The organism is Parahaemophilus parainfluenzae (assembly GCF_001055095.1).
Classification (GTDB): Bacteria; Pseudomonadota; Gammaproteobacteria; order Enterobacterales; family Pasteurellaceae; genus Haemophilus_D; species Haemophilus_D parainfluenzae_Z.
Map to the genome: position 1 here is coordinate 105238 of NZ_JVHG01000023.1, position 25723 is coordinate 130960.

A 25723-nucleotide genomic window follows, 5' to 3' on the forward strand; every position below is an offset into this window, starting at 1 on the left:
TGGGTGATAACGCCGAAATCGGCTCCCCTGTTAATGAAAGGCTGTATTCTAATTAATCAGCCTCGAAATTTCAAGTAGAAAACTACTCGAAAAACAACCGCACTTTATTGTTTAAGTGCGGTCATTAAATCTCTTATTTTGGAAAAGGGAAATTAACGTGTTTTTTCCACTTGACCAAATTCAAGCTCAACTGGTGTTGCACGACCGAAGATAGATACAGACACTTTTAAGCGGCCTTTTTCGTAGTCTACTTCTTCAACCGTACCATTAAAGTCAGCAAATGGACCTTCTGTCACACGCACTTCTTCACCTGGTTGATATTCTTTACGATGACGTGGTTTTTCAGCACTTTGCTCTAAACGATTTAAAATTAAATCTGCTTCACGTTTAGAAATTGGTGCTGGCTTATCTGGAGTACCTCCGATAAAGCCCATTACACGTGGTACACTTTTCACTAAGTGCCATGTGTCATCGTTCATTGCCATTTCAACTAATACATAGCCAGGGAAGAATTTACGTTCGCTTTTACGACGTTTACCTGCTACGTTTTCAACGACTTCTTCAGTCGGCACTAACACTTCGCCAAACTGATCTTCCATTTGTTGTTGTTTGATATATTCACGCAATGTGATTGCAACACGACTCTCAAAGCCTGAGAATGCTTGCAATACATACCAACGTTTTTTGGATACGTTTTCAGTTTCGCTCATTTTAGAATCTCAAATCAGTTAAGAAGTTAATCAATGCAATGATAATTGAATCAATTGCCCAGAAGAATAAAGAGGTAAGCACGGTTACCGCAATAACGATTAAAGTTGTTTGACGTGTTTCTGCACGAGTTGGCCATACCACTTTACGACCTTCAACTTTTGCTTCGCTAAAGAATGTACGAGCTTTTGTACCTTGGTTGGTAATTGCAGCGAAACCAAAGGCAATTAATAAGGCGACAACTACGCCAACTACACGCACAGGTAAAGAAAAGGCTTCTTTAAAATAAACGTTACCAATTGCTGCTGCGGTAAAAAATGCCACAGAAAGAATCCAAAGAAGCGTGTTTAAGCCTTTTGATTTTCCTTCTACGACTTGTTCTTGGTCGTGTTTCTTTTTCTCAACAATTTCAGTTGCCATAATTGAATCCGTATAAAATAAGGGATAAATAATTTTTAGATTAATTTCAGAACGTGCGATTGTAGCATTTTCTTTCGGAATTGCCTATGAAAAATGTCAGAAAAAACAACCGCACTTTCTGTTAATTTTTATATTCGAGTTTTGGTGGTTTGTTATCAACGATCGTTTCTTCATCCACAATCACTTTTTTCAAGTTTTCGATTGAAGGTAAATCATACATCGTATCTAACAATACAGCCTCAACGATTGAGCGTAAACCACGCGCACCGGTTTTACGTTCAAGGGCTTTTTTCGCCATCGCTTTCAATGCTTCTGGTGTAAATTCAAGCTCTACATCTTCTAAGCCAAATAATGCTTGATATTGTTTGGTCAGTGCATTTTTCGGTTGAGTCAGGATCTGAATTAATGCTTCTTCATCTAATTCGCTTAATGGCGCAATCATTGGAAGACGGCCAATAAATTCTGGAATCAAACCAAATTTCATTAAATCATCTGGCTCAACTTGACGGAATAATTCAGAAAGATTTTCTTTCTCTTCTTCCTTCTCTACTTTCGCATCAAAACCAATTCCAGTATCAGTTTGTGTACGTTTACCGATGATTTTATCTAAGCCAGCAAATGCCCCACCACAAATAAAGAGGATTTTTGAGGTATCCACTTTCAACATTTCTTGTTGAGGATGTTTACGTCCACCTTGTGGCGGTACAGACGCAATAGTACCTTCAATTAATTTCAACAAGGCTTGTTGCACACCTTCACCAGACACATCACGAGTAATAGATGCGCCTTCTGATTTACGGCTAATTTTATCAATTTCATCAATATAGATAATGCCCTGCTCTGCTTTTTCCGTATCGTAATCGCAGTTTTGCAATAATTTTTGCAGAACATTTTCCACGTCTTCCCCCACATAACCGGCTTCAGTTAACGTCGTCGCATCGGCCATAGCAAAAGGCACATTCAAACGACGCGCCAAGGTTTGTGCTAATAAGGTTTTACCGCTACCTGTTGGACCAATTAACAAGATGTTACTTTTACCTAATTCCACATCATTGCTTTGGTGGTTCGTGCGCAAGCGTTTATAGTGATTGTAAACCGCCACTGATAAGACCTTTTTCGCATAATCTTGCCCAATTACATAATCATCTAAGTGCGCACGAATTTCGTGTGGGGTTGGTAATTTTTCTTCAACTGCCAGTTCGCTAGGTGTTTCGATTTCTCCACTGTCTTCCAACATACTGTGGCAAAGCTCGATACACTCGTTACAAATATAACCATCTGTACCCGCAATTAATTTACCTACTTCACTTTTTTCTCTTCCGCAGAAAGAACAGTGAAGATCGTTATCATTTGTTGTCATGTTAAATCCTTAACGTTTAATCAACACATCGTCCACTAAGCCGTAAGCTTTTGCTTCTTCTGCCGACATAAAGTTATCACGATCTGTGTCTTTTTCGATACGCTCGATGCTTTGACCAGTATGGAAAGCAAGACGCTCGTTTAAGGTTTGTTTAATTTTTAAAATTTCTTGTGCGTGGATCTGAATATCTGATGCTTGTCCACGGAAACCACCTAACGGTTGGTGAATCATTACGCGTGCATTCGGTAATGCAGCACGTTTTCCTGCTGTCCCCCCCGCAAGTAAAAATGCACCCATTGAGCAAGCTTGCCCAATACAAAGGGTACGCACATCCGGTTTAATAAATTGCATGGTATCGTAAATTGCCATACCCGCAGTCACCGAGCCACCCGGTGAGTTAATATAAATATTGATGTCTTTTTTCGGATCTTCTGATTCTAAGAAAAGTAGCTGTGCCACGATCAAATTTGCCATACGATCTTCTACTTCACCACTCAAGAAGATCACGCGCTCTTTTAATAGGCGGGAATAAATGTCGTACGAACGTTCACCACGAGAGGTTTGTTCGACAACCATAGGAATTACACTCATTTTTGCCCCTAAATATGTGCTAAAAAATCGGGCAATATTCTACCCGAAAATCAGTAAAAACAAAAATGCGGTCGCTTTTCATTGAAAAAAAACAACCGCACTTTTCGATGATATGCTTGTGAATTTAATTCACGTTCTATCAATTATTATGCTTGTGGATTCATGATCTCATCAAATGAAGACGCTTTTTCAGTCACTTGAGCTTTAGCAAGAACGGCATCAACTGCTTGTTCTTCTAATACTACGTTGCGAATGTTGTTCATTAACTCTTCATTTTTGCTGTAATATTCAACTACTTCAGCTGGTTGTTCGTAAGCAGAAGCGATATCCGCGATCATTGCTTTCGCACGTTCTTCATCCGCTTTCAATTCGTTTGATTTGATCACTTCAGAGAATAATAAACCGACTTGAACACGACGTTTTGCATCCGCTTCAAATAATTCACGTGGTAATTGTGCCGCTTGTTGTGCATTGCCACCGAAACGTTGTGCTGCTTGGTTACGTAATACATTGATTTCTTCTTCTACTGCAGAAGCTGGAACATCAATTGGGTTTTGTTCGATTAAACCGTTGATTACTTGTTGTTTAACACGTGAAACTAATGCGTTTTTCAATTCACGTTCCATGTTTTTACGGATTTCTGCACGTAAATCTGCCACAGTTTTGGTGTTTGGACCAAATTTAGCAACGAATTCATCTGTTAATTCTGGTAATTCCATTTCTTCTACTTTTTTCAAGGTGATCGCAAATTTTGCATCTTTACCTTTTAAGTTTTCAGAATGGTACTCCGCTGGGAAAGTCACATTGATATCGAATTGTTCGCCTGCTTTGTGACCTACGATACCTTCTTCGAAACCAGGAATCATGCGGCCTTGGCCCATGAAGAGAACGAAATCAGTTGCTTTACCACCTTCGAACTCTTCGCCATCAACATAACCAACGAAGTCGATTGTTACGCGAGAATCTGCTTTCGCTGCGGCTTTGCTTTCAACCCAAGTGGCTTGTTGTTTACGTAATACCTCAATCATTTTATCGATATCAGCTTCAGTGATTTCAACAGTTGGTTTCTCAACTTTGATATTTTCTAAGCCTTTTAATTCAACTTCTGGGTATACTTCGAAAGTTGCTGTGAATGATAAATCTTTACCTGGTTCAAACGTTTCGATAGCGAAAGTTGGACGACCTGCGATGTTGATTTTCTCAGCGATGACTGCATCAAAGAAATGACGTGGTAATAGATCGTTTAATACATCTTGACGGATTGATGCGCCAAAACGTTGTTCAATGATGTGAGCTGGCACGTGACCTTTACGGAAACCATCAACACGTACATTTTTTGCTGCACGTTTGAATTCTTCACGAGTTGCTTTTTCTACAGCTTCAGCTGGAACGGTGATCGTCACACGACGCTCTAAACCTTGAGTTGTTTCAATATTTAATGACATTTGTAACCTCAATTAATGTTGCACTCGGTAAAAACCACACCGAACACGTTATTGTTTGTAAAAGTAAAAAACCGCCAAATTATAGCGAAAGAAAATCAAACAGTCGATAGAAACCGGAAAATTCAATAGAAAACCAGCTAAAACTGCACAATTTATCAACAATTTTTAATAAAGAAAAAAGTGCGGCCAAAAATAACCGCACTTTTTATCGAATTATAAACCTTTCGGTAAACGAATTTTTTGACCTGGGAAAATCTTATCCGCGTCTTTAATCACTTCTTTGTTCGCTTCAACGATAGCGGTATATTTCGCACCGTTTCCATAAGCTTTCTCAGCGATTTTCCACAAAGTGTCACCTTTTTGGATTACGTAGAATGTTTCATCACTGCCTAAGGTTTCACCGTTATTGATGCTTGCATCGCTGGTTACTGAATGGATACCTTGAATGTTACCCGCCATTAACACTGCTTTTTCTAATGCCGCCGCGTTTGCCGCCACACCTTGGATATTTGCTACACCATTTTCAACGGTAACAGATAAGTTTTCTACGCCTGGATTATCTTCAGCGATGTGTTGAGTCACTGCTTTAGATGCATCTTCTTCTTTAGAGAAAACTTTCTTACCAATGTCACTGACAAAATCAAATAAACCCATTTTAAAGTTCCTTTTGTATGTTTGTTTAAGGGAGTATTACGATACTGAAATTCCCTTAAGAAGTCTATAAATCAGAGTGTAAAGCTATGTAAATATTTCAAGAAAACGGATCTAAAATTGACCGCACTTTGATAGAATACGCCGATTTTTAATTTACTCACACAAAAAGGACAAATTATGCGTTGGGAAGGTCGTAGAGAAAGCTCAAATATTGAAGATAGACGTGGCTCTGGCGGCGGTAACTTCGGTGGCGGAAAAGGCACCGGTGTGCTCGGTATTATCATTCTTTTAGTCGGCGCTTATTATGGTGTGGATCTTTCAGGCTTAGTGGGTACGCCTGATTTTTCAGGACAAAGTTCTCAACAATTAGAAACCCAAGAAGAACAGCAGCTTGCGAGTCTTTCTAAAGTTGTATTAGCGGACACTGAAACCGTTTGGGGACAATATTTCAGACAAATGGGTAAAACTTATAGCGAGCCAACCATGGTGCTTTACAATGGTGTAACGCCAACCGCTTGTGGTACCGGTCAATCAGCAATGGGCCCATTCTACTGTCCGAGCGATCGCAAAGTTTACCTTGATTTATCATTCTATAATGAAATGAAAAATAAACTGGGTGCAGCAGGTGATTCAGCCTTTGCTTATGTGATTGCGCACGAAGTCGGTCACCACGTACAAAATATGCTCGGCATTCTGCCGCAAGTGAATCGCGCGCAACAAAGCAGCGATCGTAAAACTGCAAATCAACTTTCTGTTCAATTAGAACTTCAAGCTGACTGTTTCGCCGGTGTTTGGGCGAGCCAAGCGGTAAAAAGTGGTTTATTTGAACGCGGTGATGAAGAAAAAGCATTTAATGCAGCAGAAGCTGTGGGCGATGACCGTTTACAAAAACGCAGCCAAGGTTATGTGGTACCGGATAGTTTCACTCACGGTACATCTGCACAGCGTCTAGAATGGTTCAGAAAAGGCTTACAAAGCGCCAACCCTTCTGTGTGTAATACCTTTAACCAATAAAATCTTTAAGGCTGACTCATGTCAGCCTTTTTTATTTCTGTTCATTTCAGCATAAAAAAGGGCGGTCAATTTTGACCGCTCTTTTGCTTCATGATGTTAAGCTTACGCGAACTGACGGACTTCACCGTTACCTGCTACGTTTTCCACACAACGTGGACAAAGTGTAGGATGTTCAGGGTTCACACCGATTTTGTCAGAATAATGCCAGCAACGTGGACATTTTTCACCGTGAGAACGTGCGACGCTTACCGCAATTCCCTCTAACTCGCCCGCAGCCACATCCGCAGGTTTGTCAGCTAATGGTTTCACTTCCGCTTTTGAGGTAATTAACACGAAACGTAATTCATTGCCTAATTGTTCTAACAATGCTCGATATTCATCGTTTGCATAAACCGTTACTTCTGCTTCTAAACCACCACCGATCACTTTGTCGTTACGGGCGATTTCTAATACACGGTTCACTTCAGAACGAACTTTAATCAGTTGTTGCCAGTAAGCATCATCTAATTTTTCATTCTCACCTAAGCCAAATAAGCCTTCGTAGAATTCTTCAGTGAAGACGAATTCAGCACGTGGCGTCGCGGTTTGTGGCAAGTAGCCCCAAATTTCATCTGCCGTGAATGACAAGATTGGTGCCATCCAACGTACTAAAGCTTCCGCAATGTGCCATAACGCTGTTTGGCAGCTACGACGCGCAAGGCTGTCTGCTTTGGTGGTATATTGACGGTCTTTGATAATATCAAGGTAGAACGAGCCCATTTCCACAGAACAGAAACGCATTAAACGTTGTACTACTGTGTGGAATTGATAGTTATCGTACGCCTCTTTGATTTCTTTTTGTGCCTCTAACGCACAAGCTACTGCCCAACGATCCAAGCTAATCATGTCTTCCGGTTTAACGGCATCACGTTGCGGATCAAAACCATTCAAGTTAGCTAGTAAGAAACGTGCCGTATTACGAATACGACGATAGCTGTCCGCTGCACGTTTTAAGATCTCATCAGAAACGGTCATTTCACCGGTATAGTCGGTGGAAGCAACCCATAAACGTAAAATGTCACCACCAAATTTATCCATGACTTCTTGTGGTGTCACGATGTTACCGATAGATTTTGACATCTTACGGCCTTGACCATCCACCGTGAAGCCATGAGTTAATACTTGTTTGTATGGTGCTTTGCTGTCTGTTGCCGTAGAAAGCATTAAAGAAGACATAAACCAACCACGGTGTTGGTCAGAACCTTCTAAATACATGTCGATATCTTGACCGTTAAATTCTGGGCGATTTGCGACAACGGAAGAATAGGTTGATCCTGAGTCAAACCATACGTCAAGGGTATCAGGCACTTTGCGATAGGTTTCTGCGTCAGCACCTAATAATTCTTTTTCGTCTAAATCCCACCATGCTTGAATACCGGCTTTCTCTACACGTCTCGCCACTTCTTCAAGTAACTCTAAAGTACGCGGATGAAGTTCTTCGGTTTCTTTGTGCACGAATAAAGTCATCGGCACACCCCAAGTACGTTGACGAGAAATACACCAGTCAGGACGGTTTTCAACCATTTTTTCGATACGTGCTTGACCCCAATCTGGAATCCAACGTACACCTTTGATTTCGCCTAATGCTTGTTGGCGTAAGCCTTGTGTTTCCATCCCGATAAACCATTGTGGTGTCGCACGGAAAATAATCGGGGTTTTGTGACGCCAGCAGTGTGGATAGCTGTGTTTGATTTTCTCAACTTTTAATAAGTTGCCCACTTCTTGCAATTTTTCAACAACCAATGGATTGGCTTCAAATACGCCTTTGCCTGCAAAGAATTCAGTGGTTGAAATAAATTTACCGTCATTCGATACAAGACCTGCCATTGGTAAATTATATTTTTGTCCTACAATAAAGTCGTCCAAACCATGATCCGGTGCGGTATGTACTAAACCTGTACCGCCATCAGTGGTCACGTGATCACCTAAAATCACCGGCACAGTGAAATCATAGAACGGATGGTTAAAGCGTAGTAACTCAAGCTCTTGACCTTTTACTGAACCTAAAATTTCGACTTGTTCTACGCCCACGGCTTTCGCTACGGATTCAACTAATTCAGCAGCTAAAATCACACGTTCATCGCCAAGTTGTACTAAGTTGTATTCTAAGTCTGCATTTACCGAAATCGCACGGTTAGATGGCATTGTCCAAGGTGTGGTTGTCCAAATCACTGCAGATAATTTGCCATGGCCTTTGCCTACTGCGTTAAATTTCTCTTCAATTTCAACCGCACTTACTGCTGGGAAACGAACATAGATAGACGGAGAAACTTTGTCTTCGTATTCCACTTCCGCTTCCGCTAAAGAAGAGCCACAATCCAAACACCAGTGCACAGGTTTTGAACCTTTGTATAAGTGACCATTCGCAATCACTTTACCGAGTGTACGGATGATGTTTGCTTCAGTATTGAAGTTCATCGTTAAATAAGGATTATCCCAATCGCCTAACACACCTAAACGGATAAAGTCTTTTTTCTGCCCTTCTACTTGCTCTGCCGCATATTCTCGGCATTTTTGGCGGAATTCAGCTGCAGTCACTTTCTCGTTTGGCTTACCTACCAAACCTTCTACTTTTAATTCAATTGGCAAGCCATGACAGTCCCAACCTGGGATATAAGGCGAGTCAAAACCTAATGCGGTTTTGGATTTAACAATAATATCTTTCAGAATTTTATTAACGGCGTGACCGATATGAATATTGCCGTTCGCATACGGAGGGCCATCGTGCAAAATAAAGGATTTTTTACCTTTCGTCGCTTGGCGGATTTTTTGATACAACTGTTTGTCATACCAATTTTTTAACATTACAGGTTCGCGTTTGGCTAGATCGCCACGCATTGGGAAACCTGTTTCAGGTAAATTTAACGTGTTTTTGTAATCAACTGTCATGTTATTTTCCAATTTTATATTTCAATATAATTCTATTTTGCAAAAAATGCTTTTGCTGTTTTTACGTCTTGTTCAATTTGCGCTTTCAACACTTCAAAAGACGGAAACTTTATCTCATCTCTAATCTTATGGCAGAATTCCACTTCAACCATTTGCCCATAAATATTCTGAGAAAAATCAAATAAATGGACTTCTAATAATTGCATCGTACCGTTAATCGTTGGGCGTTTTCCCATGTTGGCAACGCCGTTAAAAATCTCGCCCGATTTTAACCGCACTTTCACCGCATAAACCCCTTTTACAGGGTTTACTTGGCGATGTAAGCGAACATTCGCGGTAGGAAAACCAATGGTTCGCCCTAATTTATTGCCGTGTATCACTCGTCCAAAAATACGATAAGGCTTACCGAGTAAATTTTCCGCATGCTGTAAATCATCTTTAGCCAGCGCTTCACGGATAGCGGTGCTACTAATACGTAACTCGTCTAAACAGAAGGTGCGGCTGTCTTCAACTTCAAAACCAAACTGTTTTCCAGCTTGTTGCAACATCGCAAAATTGCCTAAACGTTTCGCACCAAATCTGAAATCATCTCCGATACTGAGAAACTTCACATTTAATTTGCGTACAAGCCAATCTTCAATGAATTGTTCTGCAGGAAGATTAGCGAAAGTGCGGTCAAATTTCGCGACGATCACCACATCCACACCCGCCTGAGCCAAATAATGCAATTTATCTCTTAATCGCATTAAACGCGCAGGGGCTTTGTCGCCCATAAAATATTCGCGCGGTTGCGGCTCGAAAAGCATCACCGCCATGGGTAAATTCAACGCATTCGCTTTCTGACGAAGATGACGCAAAATCGCCTGATGCCCCAAATGCACGCCATCAAAATTGCCAATGGTTAATGCGCACCCTGACAAATATGGCTGTGAATTATGAAGCCCACGAATTAATTGCATTACATCTTATTCCAAAAAACGAAAAATAATCGGTGCATTATAGCGGTAACTTAATGTTTTGTCAGTAAATGGTGTTTACGAACACCCAAGAGCACCAATACGCCTAAATAAACCACCGCAGCCAGTCCAATTAACCAAACCAACCAATAGATACGCATTAAAAATGTCATGGCTGCCCATTCTTGAATCGACGGGCAGTTATACCAAACCAAACCACCCATGGCTAAGGCGGCGCCTAAAACTTTCAGAAAAAAGACCGCACTTTTACGTGAAAAATGGTATACATCCTCTTTAGCTAAACCACGATAAAGCAAATAAGCATTTAAGGTTGCTGACATGGCAGAAGCAATCGCTAAACCCACATAACTAAATGGAATCGCCAATACGTTAAAGCCCATATTGCTCACCATGGCGATAATCCCGATTTTCACGGGCGTTTTAGTGTCTTGGCGTGCGTAATAGCCATTAGCCAAGATCTTAATCAGCATAAAGCTAAGTAAACCGGCATTGAATGCCCATAAAGAATAAGAGGCTGCATGCACATCGGTTAAGGTAAAACTGCCACGCATAAACAATACCAGTAACATCGGCTGGGCTAACACGGCAATACCAATCGCGGCAGGCACACCGAGTAATAAAATCATTCGTACGCCCCAGTCCATGGTGTTGCGAAAATCAACCGCACTTTGGGAAGAATTATCTTCGCGATTCACATGATGGCGAGCAAGTGTCGGTAAAATCACGGTGGAAATTGCGATACCAAATAGCCCAAGTGGAAACTCTAATAAACGATCAGAATAATAAAGCCAACTAATGGAGCCCGTCATTAAGAAACTGGCAATGACCGTATCAAGCAATAAGTTGATTTGACTTACGGAAACCCCGAACAAAGCTGGAATCATTAATCGACGAATTTTAACCACCCCTTCATCATGCCATGCCCATTTTGGTTTTACGAGCAAGCCGGCTTTCTTCAAGAAAGGGATTTGGAATAAAAATTGTAATAAACCGCCTAAGAAGATCCCGATAGCAAGGGCAAGATCAGGATTGTCTAATCTTGGCGCGAGGAAAAGTGCGGTCGCAATCATGGCGATATTGAGTAAAACAGGCGAAAACGACATCACGCCAAATTTGCCTATCGTATTTAAAATTGCCCCAGAAAGTGCCACAAAGGTGACAAACCATAAATAAGGAAAAGTAATTTTTAAGAGTAAAGACGCTTGTTCAAATTTGTGCGCATCGGGTCCGTCATTTAGCCAATCGGTAAACCAGCCCATCCCAAAGATCGCCGCAACAACAGGTGATCCCACCATGGCAAGCAAAGTAACAATACTGACTAACCCGCCTAGCGTGCCCGACACTTTCCCGATAAATTCACGGGTTTTAGAAAGATCGCCCGATTTTTGATATTCGGCTAATACGGGTACAAAGGCTTGAGAAAATGCGCCTTCCGCAAATAAACGACGTAAAAAGTTTGGGATACGGTTAGCGAATAGAAACACGTCTGCCGCCGCACCTGCACCGATTAAATGGGCAATTACCACATCGCGGACTAAACCTAACACACGGGACACTAATGTCATCCCACTCACGATAATGCCGGATTTTAAAAGTCGTTTACTCAAAATAGGGGTCTCTTCAAAAAAATTTGCCTTAATTGTATAGAATTTTTGTTTTTACGCTATATTCCAACGAAAAAAACTGATAAAATCCTGCCCACATCGTTTGTGTGAGCCAATAGAAAGCGCTTTTTTTAAATAACGATGCTTACTTTCGGTTGTGTCTCACCGAAATCAACACAAATTATTCATTGACAAAAGTATAAAAAATCGGCATATTCTACGCCCTTATTTTGTCATAATCATCTAACAGAAATTTTAGGAGTTTGACCTTGGCTAATATCAAGTCAGCAAAAAAACGTGCGGTTCAATCTGAAAAACGCCGCCAACACAACGCAAGCCAACGCTCTATGATGCGTACTTACATCAAAAAAGTATATGCTCAAGTAGCAGCAGGTGAAAAAGCAGCAGCTGAAGCAGCATTCGTTGAAATGCAAAAAGTTGTTGACCGTATGGCTTCTAAAGGCTTAATCCACGCTAACAAAGCAGCAAACCACAAAGCTAAATTAGCTGCTCAAATCAAAAAATTAGCGTAATTAAAGCATTAAAACAGCTTAAAAATAAAACCGCACTTTGGTGCGGTTTTTGTTTGTCTTAAACCGTCCTGCCATAAACGTCTGATAACAAGCTTGCATTCCCCCCTTTAACCTGTAAACTACCCCACAACTTAAAAATTAATCATAAAATAAACAATAAATGACCAAAAAATCTTTTAAAAAAGCGGATCCAAATTATCAAAAAGAATTAGCCAAATACGGTAATCCGATCCCAAGCAGAGACTACATTCTGCAAATTATCCGTGAAAATAATACCCCGATGAGTCGGGAAGAAATTCTGACCGCACTTTCAATTAAAAGTGACGAACAACAAGAAGCTATGCGCCGCCGCTTACGCGCCATGGAGAATGATGGACAATTAGTTTTCACTAAACGTAAACGCTATGCCTTGCCTGAAAAATTGGATTTATTCAAAGGCATGGTCATTGGCCATCGCGAAGGCTATGGCTTTTTACAAGTCGAAGGCAAAAAAGAGGATCTCTTTATTCCTCATCACCAAATGCAACGTGTAATGCATGGTGATTTTGTGTTAGCACAGCCTGCTGGCTTGGATCGTCGTGGTCGCCGTGAAGTCCGTATTGTTCGCGTACTTGAAAGTCGTAAAAAACAAATTGTCGGCCGTTTCTTCTTAGAAAATGGTTTTAGCTATGTGGTGCCTGATGATAGTCGTATCGGACGAGATATTTTAGTCCCTAATGAGCACCGCAATGGTGCAAGAATGGGACAAGTTGTGGTGGTTGAATTGCAAGAGCGATCGGCCTCCTTTACTCAACCTGTTGGCATCATCACTGAAATTCTGGGTGACAATATGGCAAAAGGGATGGAAGTGGAGATCGCCCTTCGTAATCATGACATTCCTCACCAATTCCCAAGTGCGGTCGAAAAATACGTTAAAAAATTCACGGAAGAAGTGCCTGAAGAAGCAAAAAAAGGCCGTGTGGATTTACGCAATCTGCCACTGGTTACCATTGATGGCGAAGATGCACGTGATTTTGATGATGCCGTATATTGCGAAAAAAGCGGTAAAGGCTGGAAGCTTTGGGTGGCGATTGCCGATGTCAGCTATTATGTGCGTTTACGTTCTGCATTAGATACTGAAGCTTATAACCGTGGTAACTCCGTTTACTTCCCAAATCGTGTCGTGCCAATGCTACCGGAAATTTTATCCAACGGATTATGTTCACTGAATCCACAAGTTGATCGCTTGTGTATGGTGTGTGAAATGCACATTTCTGCCAAAGGTAAACTCACGGACTATCATTTTTATGAAGCGGTAATGAATTCTCATGCACGTTTAACCTATACGAAAGTCGCGGCAATTTTAGACGGCGATGATGAGCTCCGCACCCGTTATCAAGGGCTAGTACCACATTTAGAAGAACTGCATCATCTCTATCAAGCATTACTCAATGCACGCAAACAACGTGGTGCCATCGATTTTGAAACCATCGAAACCAAATTTATTTTCAATGCCATGGGACGAATTGATCGCATTGAACCCGTTGCGCGAAATGATGCTCACAAAATCATTGAAGAATGCATGATTCTTGCAAATATTGCAGCAGCAAACTTTATGGAAAAGCATAAAGAGCCTGCACTCTATCGTATTCATGCCACACCGAGTGAAGAAAAACTGACGTCTTTCCGTGCATTCTTAAGTGAATGCGGTTTAAGCCTTGAAGGCGGCATGAAACCGACCACAAAAGATTATGCAAAATTGTTAGAGCAAGTGAAAGATCGTCCGGATCACGAACTCATTCAAACCATGTTGCTTCGTTCATTAAGCCAAGCGGTTTATCATGCGGATAATGTCGGCCACTTTGGTTTGGCGTTAGAGGAATATGCACACTTCACTTCCCCGATTCGTCGCTATCCAGATTTAACCCTTCATCGTGGAATTAAATATTTATTAGCAAAAGAAAAAGGCGCTAAACGTAAAACAACAGATACTGGCGGCTATCACTATTCCTTTGATGAAATGGATTTATTAGGCGATCACTGCTCGATGACCGAACGCCGTGCCGATGATGCCACTCGTGAAGTAGCTGATTGGCTGAAATGTGAATATATGCAAGATCACGTAGGGGCTGAATTTAGCGGAGTGATCTCATCTGTAACGGGCTTTGGCTTATTCGTACGTTTAGATGATTTATTCATTGACGGCTTAGTCCATATTTCCACTTTAGATAACGACTACTATCAATTTGATGCAGCTAAACAACGTTTAATCGGTGAAAATAGTGGTATGATCTACCGCCTTGGTGATAAAGTTAAAATTCGCGTGGTCGCCGTTCATTTAGAACAAAAAATGGTGGATTTCAGCTTAATCGAAAGTGCCAGAAAACCACGTCGTGTTGGCAAAACGGCGAAACAAAAAGCCAAAAAAGTCTTTAAGGAACTGCCACCTAAAGCGTCAAAAAAACGTAAAAGTGCGGTTAAAAATAAAGATGTTTCTAAGAAACCGACTAGAAAACGGAAGAAATAATATTTTTACCCAATCTCCCCTGGCCCCTCTTTGCTAAAGAGGGAGGATAATGACAAAAAAGAATAAATAAGAGAACCCTATGTCAGAAAATATCTATGGTATCCATGCTGTAAACAGCATTTTAGCAAATAGCCCTGAACGTTTAATTGAAGTGTTTGTGCTGAAAGGCCGTGAAGATAAACGCCTACAACCCTTACTCAATGAGCTCTATGCTTTAGGCATTGCGGTGCAATTTGTAAACCGCCAAACATTAGATAAAAAATCCAACGGTGAAGTGCATCAAGGTGTGATTGCGCGTGTGCAAGAAGCGAAAGAGCTGAATGAACATGATCTGGATGAACTTCTTACTCGTAAACAAAATCCACTTTTATTGGTGCTTGATGGTGTGACAGATCCCCATAACCTGGGGGCCTGTTTACGTACTGCAGATGCTGCTGGTGTGAGCGCTGTTATTGTGCCAAAAGATAAATCCGCTCAACTCACTTCTATCGCACGTAAAGTGGCTTGTGGTGCTGCGGAGACTGTGCCATTAATTCGTGTGACTAACTTAGCGCGTACTTTAAGAGATCTACAACAAAATCATAATATTTGGGTAGTGGGTACAGCTGGTGAAGCAACAGAAACCATTTATCAAAGTAAACTTACTGGTTCTCTTGCTTTAGTGATGGGAGCCGAAGGTGAAGGCATGCGTCGCCTTACCCGTGAGCACTGCGATCAACTCATTAGTATTCCAATGGCGGGCTCAGTTTCATCCCTGAATGTTTCTGTTGCAACAGGTGTATGTTTATTTGAAATTGTGAGACAACGTCTAGCCGCCTAAAAACGCGTGAAAAAACGACCGCACTTGATATAAAAAAATGCCGACAAATCATTGTCGGCATTTTTGTTATTTGGAAATGGTTTTCCCTAATAGTATGGAGAGCAGTAAAGTACATAATGCAGGCACCAACCAAGCTAATCCTTGTGAGTAAAGCGGGAAATGAATCATGACTTGATGCAACCCTTCAGGCAAAACATCTAAGTTTTTCAAACTATCAACCAAACTAAAACAAACCGTTACAAAGATGGTTACGTAATAGCTCAATCGAATAGAAGGCAATTTATTACGCACAAGCTGTAAAACCACTAACATGATCGCCATTGGGTAAATCAACAACAAGGCTGGAATTGTCACTCGGAGTAATTTTGTTAAGCCATATTGTGAAATAATTGTCGTCATGGCGGTGAAGAAGACAATCCAAAATGGATAAGAAAAACGTGTCGAAAACTTGGAGAAATAATCACCACACGCACTGGTTACGCCCACTAATGTAGTTAAGCTTGCTAAAGTGATAATACCCGCCATAATCCAGGTTCCCGCCGTGCCAAATAAACTGTTCACATAACGAGAGAAAATTTGGCCGCCATTTGTTGCACCTTGTGCCACAGCATCAGAAGTCGCCCCTAAATAGAATAAGGCAAAATATAGACAAGCTAATAAAATGACAGAGACAAAACCCGCTGAAATCGTATATTGAACAATCTTTTGTGGATTGGTCACATTTTTTGCAGACAACGCCCGTGCAACAATGCCACCAAAGGCAATCGCAGCCAGTACATCCATCGTTTGATAACCACTAATTAATCCTGTAGTTAATGCTGAATTCTCGGCATACGCTTGCGACGGGGCAACAATGTCAGAAAGAGGTGAAACAAAAACCGTGATCCCAACAACGAGTAATAATACCAATAATGCTGGCGTCATCACTTCACCCACCGTTGAAATAATGGTACTTGGGCGAATCATGAATCCCATTGCGATAATATTAAAGATCACAGAGAAAATCAGACGTGTCGTCGCACTATCTTCAACGAGCCCCAATGGTAACCATGCCATTTCATAAGCGACATTGGTAATTCGAGGCATGGCAAAGGTTGAACCGATGACTAAATAAAGAATGGTTAAAAAGGCTACACCTACCCACTTGGGTAAGTCCTTAGTCAGTTCTTCACCACGTCCTAATACTGACACGACAACCAATGTAATAAATGGCATGAGTACGCCTGTTATCACAAATCCTAGCGAAGCAGTTGCCCAATGGTTACCTGCGGAGTAACCTTCCATCGGTGGAAAAATAATATTTCCTGCGCCTAAAAATAAAGCAAAAATCATCATGCCTAATACGATGATGTCTTTTTTTGAAAACATAAGTATTCTCGAATAAATAAATTTTAAGGATTTTACTATTAAATTGTTTTTTTATTCCAAAAATGAAAATAAATTTTGTGAAATAGATCACGAAATCTATCACACTCCGATTAAATCTCACATTATCCACCGACGCTTTTTCCAAAATCAGTAAATTTGTGATAGTATCTAAGCTTTATTATTTTTTATTACTTTTTTAGGAGAGAATGAATGAATAAACTTAGTTTGACTCAACAAATTCAGCGTTTTTTAAAATTAGAATCAGCTGGCGGAATTTTATTACTTTTCTCAGCGGTAGTCGCAATGCTATTAGTCAACTCACCGCTTAATCAAACCTATAATGACTTTTTAAATTTACCAGTCAGCATTCAAGTAGGATCTTTTTCCATTGATAAAACCTTAATCCATTGGATTAACGATGGTTTTATGGCGGTATTCTTTGTTTTAGTAGGAATGGAAGTCAAAAAAGAATTATTTGAAGGCTCCCTTTCAAGCTATCAACAAGCGATTTTCCCCGCTATTGCAGCGGTGGGGGGACTGATTATTCCTGCATTAGTTTATGTATTTATCGCCCAACACGATCCCGCTTTAGCCGATGGCTGGGCTATTCCAATGGCAACAGACATTGCCTTTGCACTTGGAATCATGGCGTTATTAAGTAAACAAGTGCCACTCCCACTAAAAATCTTCTTACTTGCTTTAGCCATTATTGATGACTTAGGCGCCATTGTCGTTATTGCACTGTTTTTCTCACACGGATTAAGTGTACAAGCACTCATCTTTGCTGCAGTTGCTATTGTTGTACTTATCGCATTAAATCGCTTTAAAGTGACCGCACTTTGTGCCTATATGGTAGTGGGAACAATCTTATGGGCTTCGGTATTAAAATCAGGCGTGCATGCTACCCTTGCTGGCGTTATCATCGGATTTTGTATTCCATTGAAAGGCAAAAATGGCGAAACACCGTTACATGACTTTGAGCACATACTTGCCCCTTGGTCATCCTTTGTTATCCTGCCATTATTTGCGTTTGCTAATGCGGGTGTAAGCTTTGATGGTATTGATCTCAGCATGCTGACATCACCATTATTACTCGCGATTTCTCTTGGCTTAATTATCGGAAAACCGCTGGGTGTATTTGGTTTCAGTTATCTTTCCGTTAAACTTGGCATTGCAAAACTACCACAAGGCATCAATTTTAAACAAATTTTTGCCGTAGCGATTTTATGCGGTATCGGTTTCACTATGTCGATGTTCTTAGCAAGCCTAGCCTTCAACGCTGATGCTGGTGAAAGCATTAGCTCCCTTTCTCGATTAGGGATCTTATTAGGTTCCACTGTTTCTGCGATTGTGGGGTATATCGCGTTAAAAGCCACAACAAGGTTACCAAGATAATCACGTCTTAATAAAAAATCCTTTGCCACTTTAGCAAAGGATTTTCTTTTTTATTTACACAACTACAACAAAATCCCACTCTCCGCTTTGGTAAAATTCATAACAAATAAACTTTTATAAGTACGAACATGATATTCACCGGTTAGAACGCGACGGGTAAATGAATGGTAGCTTTCCATGCTTTCAGCGTGAATAAGCAGCATAAAATCATAATCGCCGGAAATTTCATAACAGCTCACCACATCGGTTTCTTGTCGCATTTTCCGTTCAAATAACTCTTGAAAGCGGGAATGTTGATTATCCATTTCCACCATCACAAAAACACTAATGCCTCTACCCACTGCCTTTGGCGATACCACCGCCACTTGCTTGGTAATAACCCCTTTTTCTGTCAGTAATTGAATTCGACGCTGACAGGTTGCTACCGAGCTATGCACTTTTTCCGCAAGCTCTTTTAATGGCAAAGTCGCATCTTGTTGGAGGATATTTAAAATATCCCGATCTAATTTATCTAATTCCATGTTTACACCTTGAAAATAAATGCAAAATAACGCTCAAACTTGAGAAAAATAATCACCAATCATTTTATATTGAGAAAATTTACCACGACAGACTTTTATAATGACGTTATCAAACCTAAGGAAATATAAAAATGGCTCAAGGTATTTTTCTCGGCATCATCTCGCAATTTTTATTTGGATTGCTATATCTATTCAGCTTATGGCTACAGCCGCTTAACGGCACGGATGTGTTTGCTTGGCGAATGGTCATGATGGTATTTGGACTCTTTTTGATTATCTTCCCAACCGTAGGTTGTCGTTCATTATCAAAATTAGTCAATGAAACCTTAGGCAAAAACAAAAAACGTTGGATGTTGTTTTTGCTCGGTACACTTGATGCTGGCAGTCAATTTTGGTTATTTATGTGGGCGCCAGTTAATGGCGAGGGCGTAAACATTGCAATGGGGTATTTCTTATTCCCACTAGTAATGGCATTACTGGGACGCATTTGGCTGAAAGAAACCCTTTCCACCATTCAAATCATCGCTTTATGTATCGCCGCCTGCGGTGTGGCACATGAGCTTTGGCACAATCAAACCTTTTCATGGAGCAGCCTCTGGGTGTGCCTAGTTTATCCCTATTATTATTTAAGCCGTAAAGCCATGAAGATCCCCGCATTGCAAGGCATCACGCTCGATGTGTGCTTCATTGCCATTCCTTGTATCATTTATTTGATCATACAAGAACAGCAATTTTCTTTTGTAATCAGTGAAAGCCGATATTGGTATTTATTGCCTGCATTAGGTTTAGTGAGTGCAATCGGTTTGTCTGCCAATTTAAAATCAAGTCAACAAATTCCGGTCAGTGTGTTCGCCGTTCTCAGTTATCTCGAACCTACTTTGCTCTTTTTAATTGCGATATTTTGGCTCAACACACAAGTTTCCCCATCCGATTACTTCACTTATGTGCCGATTTGGACCAGTTTGATTTTGCTAGGCGTAAATGGCTTAATGAAAAAACGTCATTAAAATTGACCGCACTTTTATCTAAACAATCGCGGGCATTCTTGAAATAATTCTAATTCACGTTCATAATGAACGGACATTCATATTTTATAGACTGAAGCCTTTTTACTTCAGCATTTTCCAATAAGGCTTGCGTTATGTCCGAACAACAAACAGATACACCAACTTCCTCAAATAATAAATCTCAACAACGTAAAAAAGGGCTTTCCATTTTTATTCTTTTGCTTCTTCTGATTGCAATCGGTTCTGCGGCTTATTGGTTTTTCTTTATTAAAGGTTTTGAAGAAACAGAAGATGCCTATGTCAGCGGCAATCAGGTGATGGTCTCAGCACAGGTGGCAGGAAATATTGCGAAAATTAATGTCGATAATATGGATCCCGTACAAGCGGGTGACGTGTTATTAGAACTGGATGATACCAACGCCAAATTAAGTTTTGAGCAAGCTAAAAGCAATTTAGCCAATGCGGTTCGCCAAATTTCTCAACTAAATTACACTGTAAAACAATTGAAATCCGCCGTTCGTGCGAATGAAATCACCCTTGCTCAAGCACAAGGAAACTTGAACCGTCGTGTGCAATTAGTCAAAGATGGGGCGATTGATAAAGAATCTTTCCAACACGCCAAAGAAGCGGTTGAGCTTGCCAAAGCAAACTTAACGACTTCACAAAACCAACTTGAGGCTAATCAAGCCTTATTGCTAGACGGGCCTTTAAGTGAACAACCCCAAATTCAAAGTGCGGTCAGTAATTTGAAACAAGCTTGGTTGAATTTAGAACGCACAAAAATCCGCAGTCCAATTAAAGGCTATGTGGCTCGTCGCAATGCGCAAGTAGGACAAGCAGTTTCTGTTGGTGGCGCTTTAATGGCAGTGGTTACCACCGATCAAATGTGGTTAGACGCCAACTTCAAAGAAACACAATTAACCCATATGCGAATTGGTCAACCGGTTAAAATTCACTTCGATCTCTACGGAAAAGATAAAACCTTTGATGGTAAAGTTGTCGGAATTGAAATGGGTACAGGCAGTGCATTCTCATTATTGCCTACTCAAAATGCGACCGGTAACTGGATCAAAGTGGTGCAACGCGTGCCTGTGCGTATTCAATTAGATCCTCAACAACTGGCTGAAAACCCATTACGTATTGGACTTTCTGCCACCGTGAAAGTGGATGTGAGTGATAGCCAAGGCGAAACCTTGCGTAACCAAGCACCAACCACAACGCTTTATTCCACGAATGTGCTGCAATATGATGAAAGTGCGGTCAATAATTTGATCGAATCTATTATTCGCGACAATAGCTATTAGGTTTCGTTATGCCGCAATCTCATTTCAAGCCGCTACAAGGCGGTGCGTTAGCGATGCTCACATTGGTGCTTTCATTAGCCACCTTTATGCTCGTGTTAGACTCCACCATCGCCAACGTAGCCATTCCAACTATTGCTGGTGATTTGGGTGCGTCGTCGAGTCAAGGAACCTGGGTGATCACCTCGTTTGGTGTGGCAAATGCTATTTCAATTCCGATTACAGGCTGGCTAGCAAAACGTTTTGGTGAAGTGCGGTTATTTTTAATCTCAACCTTATTATTCGTGTTGGCCTCTTGGCTTTGTGGCATTTCACACAGTTTGGAAATGTTGATCATTTTTCGTGTCCTTCAAGGTGCAGTAGCGGGTCCCATCATTCCCCTTTCTCAAAGTTTATTATTAAATAACTACCCGCCAGAAAAACGCGGAATGGCATTGGCTTTTTGGTCAATGACGATAGTGGTCGCCCCGATTTGTGGTCCAATTTTAGGCGGTTGGATCAGCGATAATATTCATTGGGGTTGGATCTTTTTCATCAATGTCCCCATTGGATTGGCCGTCGTCTTAATGAGTTGGAAGATTCTAGGCAATCGAGAAAGCCAAATTTCTCATCAACCTATTGATACCGTAGGGCTTGTTTTACTGGTTCTCGGCGTAGGTTGTTTACAATTAATGCTGGACCAAGGAAGAGAGCAAGATTGGTTTAATTCAACGGAGATTATTGTTCTCACCGTGATTGCGGTCGTGTGTTTGATTGCACTCACCATTTGGGAACTCACTGATGACAATCCCGTTGTAGATATTTCACTGTTCAAATCACGCAATTTTAGCGTAGGCTGCCTTTCAACCAGTCTCGCCTTTTTGGTGTATTTAGGGTCTGTTGTGCTTATCCCACTTCTACTCCAACAAGTTTATGGCTACACCGCCACCTGGGCAGGGCTCGCAGCTGCCCCAGTGGGATTATTACCGATTTTACTGTCTCCTATCATCGGTAAATTTGGGCATAAAATTGATATGCGAATTTTAGTCACGATCAGCTTTATGGTTTATGCCCTAACTTTCTATTGGCGAGCCGTGACCTTTGAGCCTAGCATGACCTTTGCCGATGTTGCATTGCCACAATTTGTGCAAGGTTTAGCGGTCGCCTGCTTCTTTATGCCGCTGACCACCATCACGCTTTCGGGTTTACCACCAGAAAAAATGGCTTCGGCATCAAGCTTATTTAATTTCCTTCGAACCCTTGCCGGCTCAGTGGGAACATCCCTCACAACCTTTATGTGGTATAACCGCGAAGCCGTGCATCATACTCAACTCACGGAAGCGATTAATCCATACAACCCGATTTCCCAACAATTCTTCCAAACCATGACAAGTTTGGGTTTAAGTGAAGAACAAACTGCCACCTACCTCGCGAAACAAATCACCGCTCAAGGCTTTATTATTGGCGCTAATGAGATCTTCTGGTTATCTGCGATAATTTTCTTAGCATTATTTGTTATCGTCTGGTTCGCCAAACCACCTTTTGGAAATCGCCATTAAAAAACCTCAAAAAAATAACCGCACTTTGATGATGTTCAAAAGTGCGGTTGTTTTTTCTAGCCTTTTGCTAAGATGTCTTTGAGGAATCTCGCGGTATGCGAACCTTTGACTTTAGCCACGTCTTCCGGTGTGCCAGTCGCGATGATTTGACCACCGCCACTGCCCCCTTCAGGACCAAGATCCACAATCCAGTCTGCGGTTTTGATCACATCTAAGTTGTGTTCGATCACCACGATGGTATTGCCTTGATCACGTAAGCGATGTAACACCTCGAGAAGCTGTTTAATATCGGCAAAATGTAGACCGGTTGTTGGCTCATCCAAAATATAAAGAGTTTTACCAGTATCGCGTTTTGAAAGCTCTGTCGCTAACTTAACGCGTTGCGCCTCACCACCTGAAAGTGTGGTAGAAGACTGCCCCAGACGAATATAAGACAAGCCCACATCCATCAAGGTTTGTAGTTTACGCGCAATCATTGGGATGGCATCAAAAAACTCGCGCGCTTCTTCCACCGTCATATCCAACACTTGGTGGATGGTTTTACCTTTGTATCGGATTTCCAAGGTTTCACGGTTATAGCGTTTACCTTTACATTGATCACAAGGTACATACACATCCGGCAAGAAGTGCATTTCCACTTTTAGCACGCCATCACCTTGGCACGCTTCACAACGTCCACCACGCACGTTAAAGCTAAAACGACCAGGGTTATAACCACGCGCACGCGCTTCTGGCACGCCCGCAAATAATTCACGAATTGGGGTAAATAATCCCGTGTAAGTCGCTGGGTTAGAACGCGGTGTACGACCGATCGGGCTTTGGTTAATATCGATCACTTTATCGAAATACTCCAAGCCTTCAATGGATTTATAAGGCGCAAAATCCGTTTTTTCCGCACGATTTAAAGCATTTTGAGCCAGTGGGAATAAGGTATCATTGATTAGCGTTGATTTGCCTGAACCTGATACCCCCGTGATACAAGTAAATAAGCCCACTGGAATTTCTAAATTCACGCCTTTCAGGTTATTCCCTGTCGCGCCTTTTAATTTTAAAAGTTTGCTTTTATCAAGTGCGGTTCGTTTTTTCGGAATTTCGATTTTTTCTTCACCCGATAAGAACTTACCTGTAATTGAATTTGGGTTTGCCATAATCTCTTTGGCTGTGCCTTGTGCGATCACTTGGCCACCGTGTACACCCGCGCCAGGGCCAATATCAATAATATGATCGGCTTCTCGAATGGCGTCTTCATCATGTTCCACCACAATTACGGTGTTACCCAAATTACGCAAATGAATCAGCGTATTTAACAGACGTTCATTATCGCGTTGATGCAAACCGATAGAAGGTTCGTCCAACACATACATGACCCCCACTAAACCTGCACCAATCTGACTTGCAAGACGAATACGTTGCGCTTCACCACCTGAAAGGGTTTCGGCTGAACGAGAAAGGGAAAGATAATTCAAGCCCACATTCACTAAAAATTCTAACCGCTCTCTGATCTCTTTCAGGATTTTTTCTGCAATTTGTGCTTTTTGACCGGTTAAAGTAAGCCCTTGGAAAAACTCAAGGCTTTCACCAATACTTTTCTCTGAAATTTGTGGCAAGTTAATATTACCGATATACACGTTACGAGCTTCAGGGCGAAGACGAGAGCCGCCACAATCTGCACAAGGACGGTTACTGATATTTTTCGCCAATTCTTCGCGTACAGACATGGATTCCGTTTCTTTATAACGGCGCGCCATATTATTTAAAATCCCTTCAAAAGGATGTTTGCGGATCACCACATCGCCACGGTCGTTCATGTATTGGAATTCAATTTCTTCCTTGCCTGAACCGTGCATCACAATATCTTTAATTTTTTGTGGCAAATCTTCGTATGGCGTTTCAATATCAAATTTATAATGTTTCGCTAACGAGGTAAGCATTTGATAGTAATAGAAATTGCGACGATCCCAACCTTTTACCGCACCGCCTGCAAGGGAAATGCTTTCATTTTGTACCACACGGCTTTCATCGAAGAACTGCTGAACACCTAACCCATCACAAGTCGGACACGCCCCTGCCGGGTTATTAAATGAGAATAAGCGAGGCTCTAATTCCGGTACAGAATAACCACAATGCGGACAAGCAAAGTTTGCCGAGAAAACCAATTCTTCAGCCTTAGGATTATCCATATCCGCCACAACTGCTGTACCACCAGAAAGCTCCAAAGCCGTTTCAAAGGATTCTGCCAAACGTGTAGCTAAATCTGACCGCACTTTAAAGCGATCTACCACCACTTCAATGGTATGTTTTTTCTGTAAAGCAAGTTCTGGTGGATCAGATAAATCACAAATCTCACCATCAATTCTTGCGCGAATATAACCTTGTGCCGCCAAGCTATCTAACAACTTAACATGCTCACCTTTACGGTTTTTCACCACGGGCGCAAGCAACATCATTTTGCTTTCTTCAGGCAGACTTAAAACTTTATCCACCATTTGGCTGATGGTTTGTGCCGTTAATGGCACATCATGATCCGGACAACGTGGCTCCCCTACTCGAGCAAACAGCAAACGCAGGTAATCGTAAATTTCGGTGATCGTGCCCACGGTTGAACGCGGGTTATGAGAAGTGGATTTTTGCTCAATAGAAATCGCTGGCGACAAGCCCTCAATCGAATCCACATCAGGTTTTTCCATCAAAGAAAGGAACTGACGCGCGTAAGCAGAGAGCGATTCCACATAACGACGCTGCCCTTCCGCATAAAGCGTATCAAATGCTAAAGAAGATTTGCCCGAACCGGACAAGCCTGTTATCACAATTAATTTATCGCGCGGAATGGTTAAATTGATGTTTTTAAGGTTGTGAGTTCTAGCCCCACGAATGTCGATAGTATCCATAAAAAAAGCGATTGCCTTAAGAAAATAAATTCAAAAATTGCGACTATTATCGCATATTTCAATATCTGTGCAAATATCCAGTTAATTTTTATGGATCTTTTGTTTCTTTTAAGGCAAAATAGCCAAAATTTTTCACCTTATTTCT

General features: G+C 41.3%; 20 protein-coding genes. 8 read left to right on the forward strand and 12 right to left on the reverse strand.

Features of this window, described 5'->3' with window-relative positions; all coding sequences use genetic code 11:
- Positions 1-152: 152 nt before the first annotated feature.
- The 6 genes from nusG to lysM form a co-directional block, all read right to left on the reverse strand.
- The gene (gene nusG, locus ADA56_RS06275) at positions 153-710 is read right to left on the reverse strand and encodes a transcription termination/antitermination protein NusG (RefSeq protein WP_005695227.1); all 558 of its coding nucleotides are present in this window, start codon (positions 708-710) and stop codon (positions 153-155) included.
- 1 nt (position 711) lies between these two features.
- Positions 712-1128 carry a preprotein translocase subunit SecE gene (gene secE, locus ADA56_RS06280; protein WP_005695226.1) on the reverse strand — a complete coding sequence of 139 codons (417 nt, stop codon included), beginning with the start codon at positions 1126-1128 and terminating at the stop codon, positions 712-714.
- 121 nt (positions 1129-1249) lie between these two features.
- Positions 1250-2488, reverse strand: coding sequence for an ATP-dependent protease ATP-binding subunit ClpX (gene clpX, locus ADA56_RS06285; protein ID WP_049369842.1), 1239 nt, complete (start codon positions 2486-2488; stop codon positions 1250-1252).
- Positions 2489-2497: 9 nt separating this feature from the next.
- Positions 2498-3079 (reverse strand): ATP-dependent Clp endopeptidase proteolytic subunit ClpP, encoded by a 582-nt coding sequence (clpP, locus tag ADA56_RS06290; RefSeq protein ID WP_005695224.1) that lies wholly within the window; start codon positions 3077-3079, stop codon positions 2498-2500.
- Between the two features lie 146 nt (positions 3080-3225).
- Entirely contained in the window at positions 3226-4524 is a 1299-nt protein-coding gene (gene tig / locus ADA56_RS06295) for a trigger factor (RefSeq protein WP_049369843.1), read from the reverse strand.
- A gap of 213 nt (positions 4525-4737) precedes the next feature.
- Positions 4738-5178 (reverse strand): peptidoglycan-binding protein LysM, encoded by a 441-nt coding sequence (lysM, locus tag ADA56_RS06300; protein ID WP_005699640.1) that lies wholly within the window; start codon positions 5176-5178, stop codon positions 4738-4740.
- A 177-nt stretch (positions 5179-5355) separates the two neighbouring features.
- On the opposite strand from lysM, the gene ADA56_RS06305 reads away from it, so the two are divergent.
- Positions 5356-6192 carry a KPN_02809 family neutral zinc metallopeptidase gene (locus tag ADA56_RS06305; protein WP_005699634.1) on the forward strand — a complete coding sequence of 279 codons (837 nt, stop codon included), beginning with the start codon at positions 5356-5358 and terminating at the stop codon, positions 6190-6192.
- Positions 6193-6294: 102 nt separating this feature from the next.
- Here ADA56_RS06305 and ileS read toward each other — a convergent pair whose 3' ends face one another.
- The 3 genes from ileS to murJ are packed head-to-tail and all read right to left on the reverse strand — an operon-like array spanning position 6295 to position 11704.
- Positions 6295-9120 carry an isoleucine--tRNA ligase gene (gene ileS / locus ADA56_RS06310; protein ID WP_049369844.1) on the reverse strand — a complete coding sequence of 942 codons (2826 nt, stop codon included), beginning with the start codon at positions 9118-9120 and terminating at the stop codon, positions 6295-6297.
- Between the two features lie 32 nt (positions 9121-9152).
- Positions 9153-10079 (reverse strand): bifunctional riboflavin kinase/FAD synthetase, encoded by a 927-nt coding sequence (gene ribF / locus ADA56_RS06315; protein ID WP_049369845.1) that lies wholly within the window; start codon positions 10077-10079, stop codon positions 9153-9155.
- 50 nt (positions 10080-10129) lie between these two features.
- Positions 10130-11704: a murein biosynthesis integral membrane protein MurJ gene (murJ, locus tag ADA56_RS06320; RefSeq protein WP_049369846.1), complete on the reverse strand. Its 1575-nt coding sequence runs from the start codon at positions 11702-11704 to the stop codon at positions 10130-10132.
- A 266-nt stretch (positions 11705-11970) separates the two neighbouring features.
- Between murJ and rpsT the strand changes: the two genes are divergently transcribed.
- The 3 genes from rpsT to rlmB all read left to right on the forward strand — a co-directional run bounded on the left by rpsT (position 11971) and on the right by rlmB (position 15560).
- Positions 11971-12234, forward strand: a complete 264-nt coding sequence (gene rpsT, locus ADA56_RS06325) for a 30S ribosomal protein S20 (protein WP_005695217.1) — start codon at positions 11971-11973, stop codon at positions 12232-12234.
- A gap of 160 nt (positions 12235-12394) precedes the next feature.
- Positions 12395-14740, forward strand: coding sequence for a ribonuclease R (gene rnr, locus ADA56_RS06330; protein WP_049369847.1), 2346 nt, complete (start codon positions 12395-12397; stop codon positions 14738-14740).
- A gap of 79 nt (positions 14741-14819) precedes the next feature.
- Positions 14820-15560, forward strand: a complete 741-nt coding sequence (rlmB, locus tag ADA56_RS06335) for a 23S rRNA (guanosine(2251)-2'-O)-methyltransferase RlmB (protein WP_005698098.1) — start codon at positions 14820-14822, stop codon at positions 15558-15560.
- Between the two features lie 66 nt (positions 15561-15626).
- Here the strand turns inward: rlmB and brnQ are convergent, their stop codons facing one another.
- Positions 15627-16928: a branched-chain amino acid transport system II carrier protein gene (gene brnQ, locus ADA56_RS06340; protein ID WP_049369848.1), complete on the reverse strand. Its 1302-nt coding sequence runs from the start codon at positions 16926-16928 to the stop codon at positions 15627-15629.
- Between the two features lie 210 nt (positions 16929-17138).
- Between brnQ and nhaA the strand changes: the two genes are divergently transcribed.
- A complete protein-coding gene (nhaA, locus tag ADA56_RS06345; protein ID WP_049369849.1) occupies positions 17139-18323 on the forward strand; it encodes a Na+/H+ antiporter NhaA in 1185 nt (394 codons plus the stop codon).
- Between the two features lie 62 nt (positions 18324-18385).
- Here the strand turns inward: nhaA and ADA56_RS06350 are convergent, their stop codons facing one another.
- A complete protein-coding gene (locus ADA56_RS06350; RefSeq protein WP_032822534.1) occupies positions 18386-18844 on the reverse strand; it encodes an Lrp/AsnC family transcriptional regulator in 459 nt (152 codons plus the stop codon).
- 131 nt (positions 18845-18975) lie between these two features.
- Between ADA56_RS06350 and rarD the strand changes: the two genes are divergently transcribed.
- From rarD to ADA56_RS06365, 3 genes are all read left to right on the forward strand, one after another.
- Entirely contained in the window at positions 18976-19851 is an 876-nt protein-coding gene (gene rarD, locus ADA56_RS06355) for an EamA family transporter RarD (protein WP_080972347.1), read from the forward strand.
- Positions 19852-19985: 134 nt separating this feature from the next.
- Entirely contained in the window at positions 19986-21155 is a 1170-nt protein-coding gene (locus ADA56_RS06360; protein ID WP_049369851.1) for an EmrA/EmrK family multidrug efflux transporter periplasmic adaptor subunit, read from the forward strand.
- Between the two features lie 8 nt (positions 21156-21163).
- Entirely contained in the window at positions 21164-22690 is a 1527-nt protein-coding gene (locus ADA56_RS06365) for a DHA2 family efflux MFS transporter permease subunit (protein ID WP_049369852.1), read from the forward strand.
- 56 nt (positions 22691-22746) lie between these two features.
- Here the strand turns inward: ADA56_RS06365 and uvrA are convergent, their stop codons facing one another.
- Entirely contained in the window at positions 22747-25578 is a 2832-nt protein-coding gene (gene uvrA, locus ADA56_RS06370; RefSeq protein WP_049369853.1) for an excinuclease ABC subunit UvrA, read from the reverse strand.
- Positions 25579-25723 lie beyond the last annotated feature (145 nt).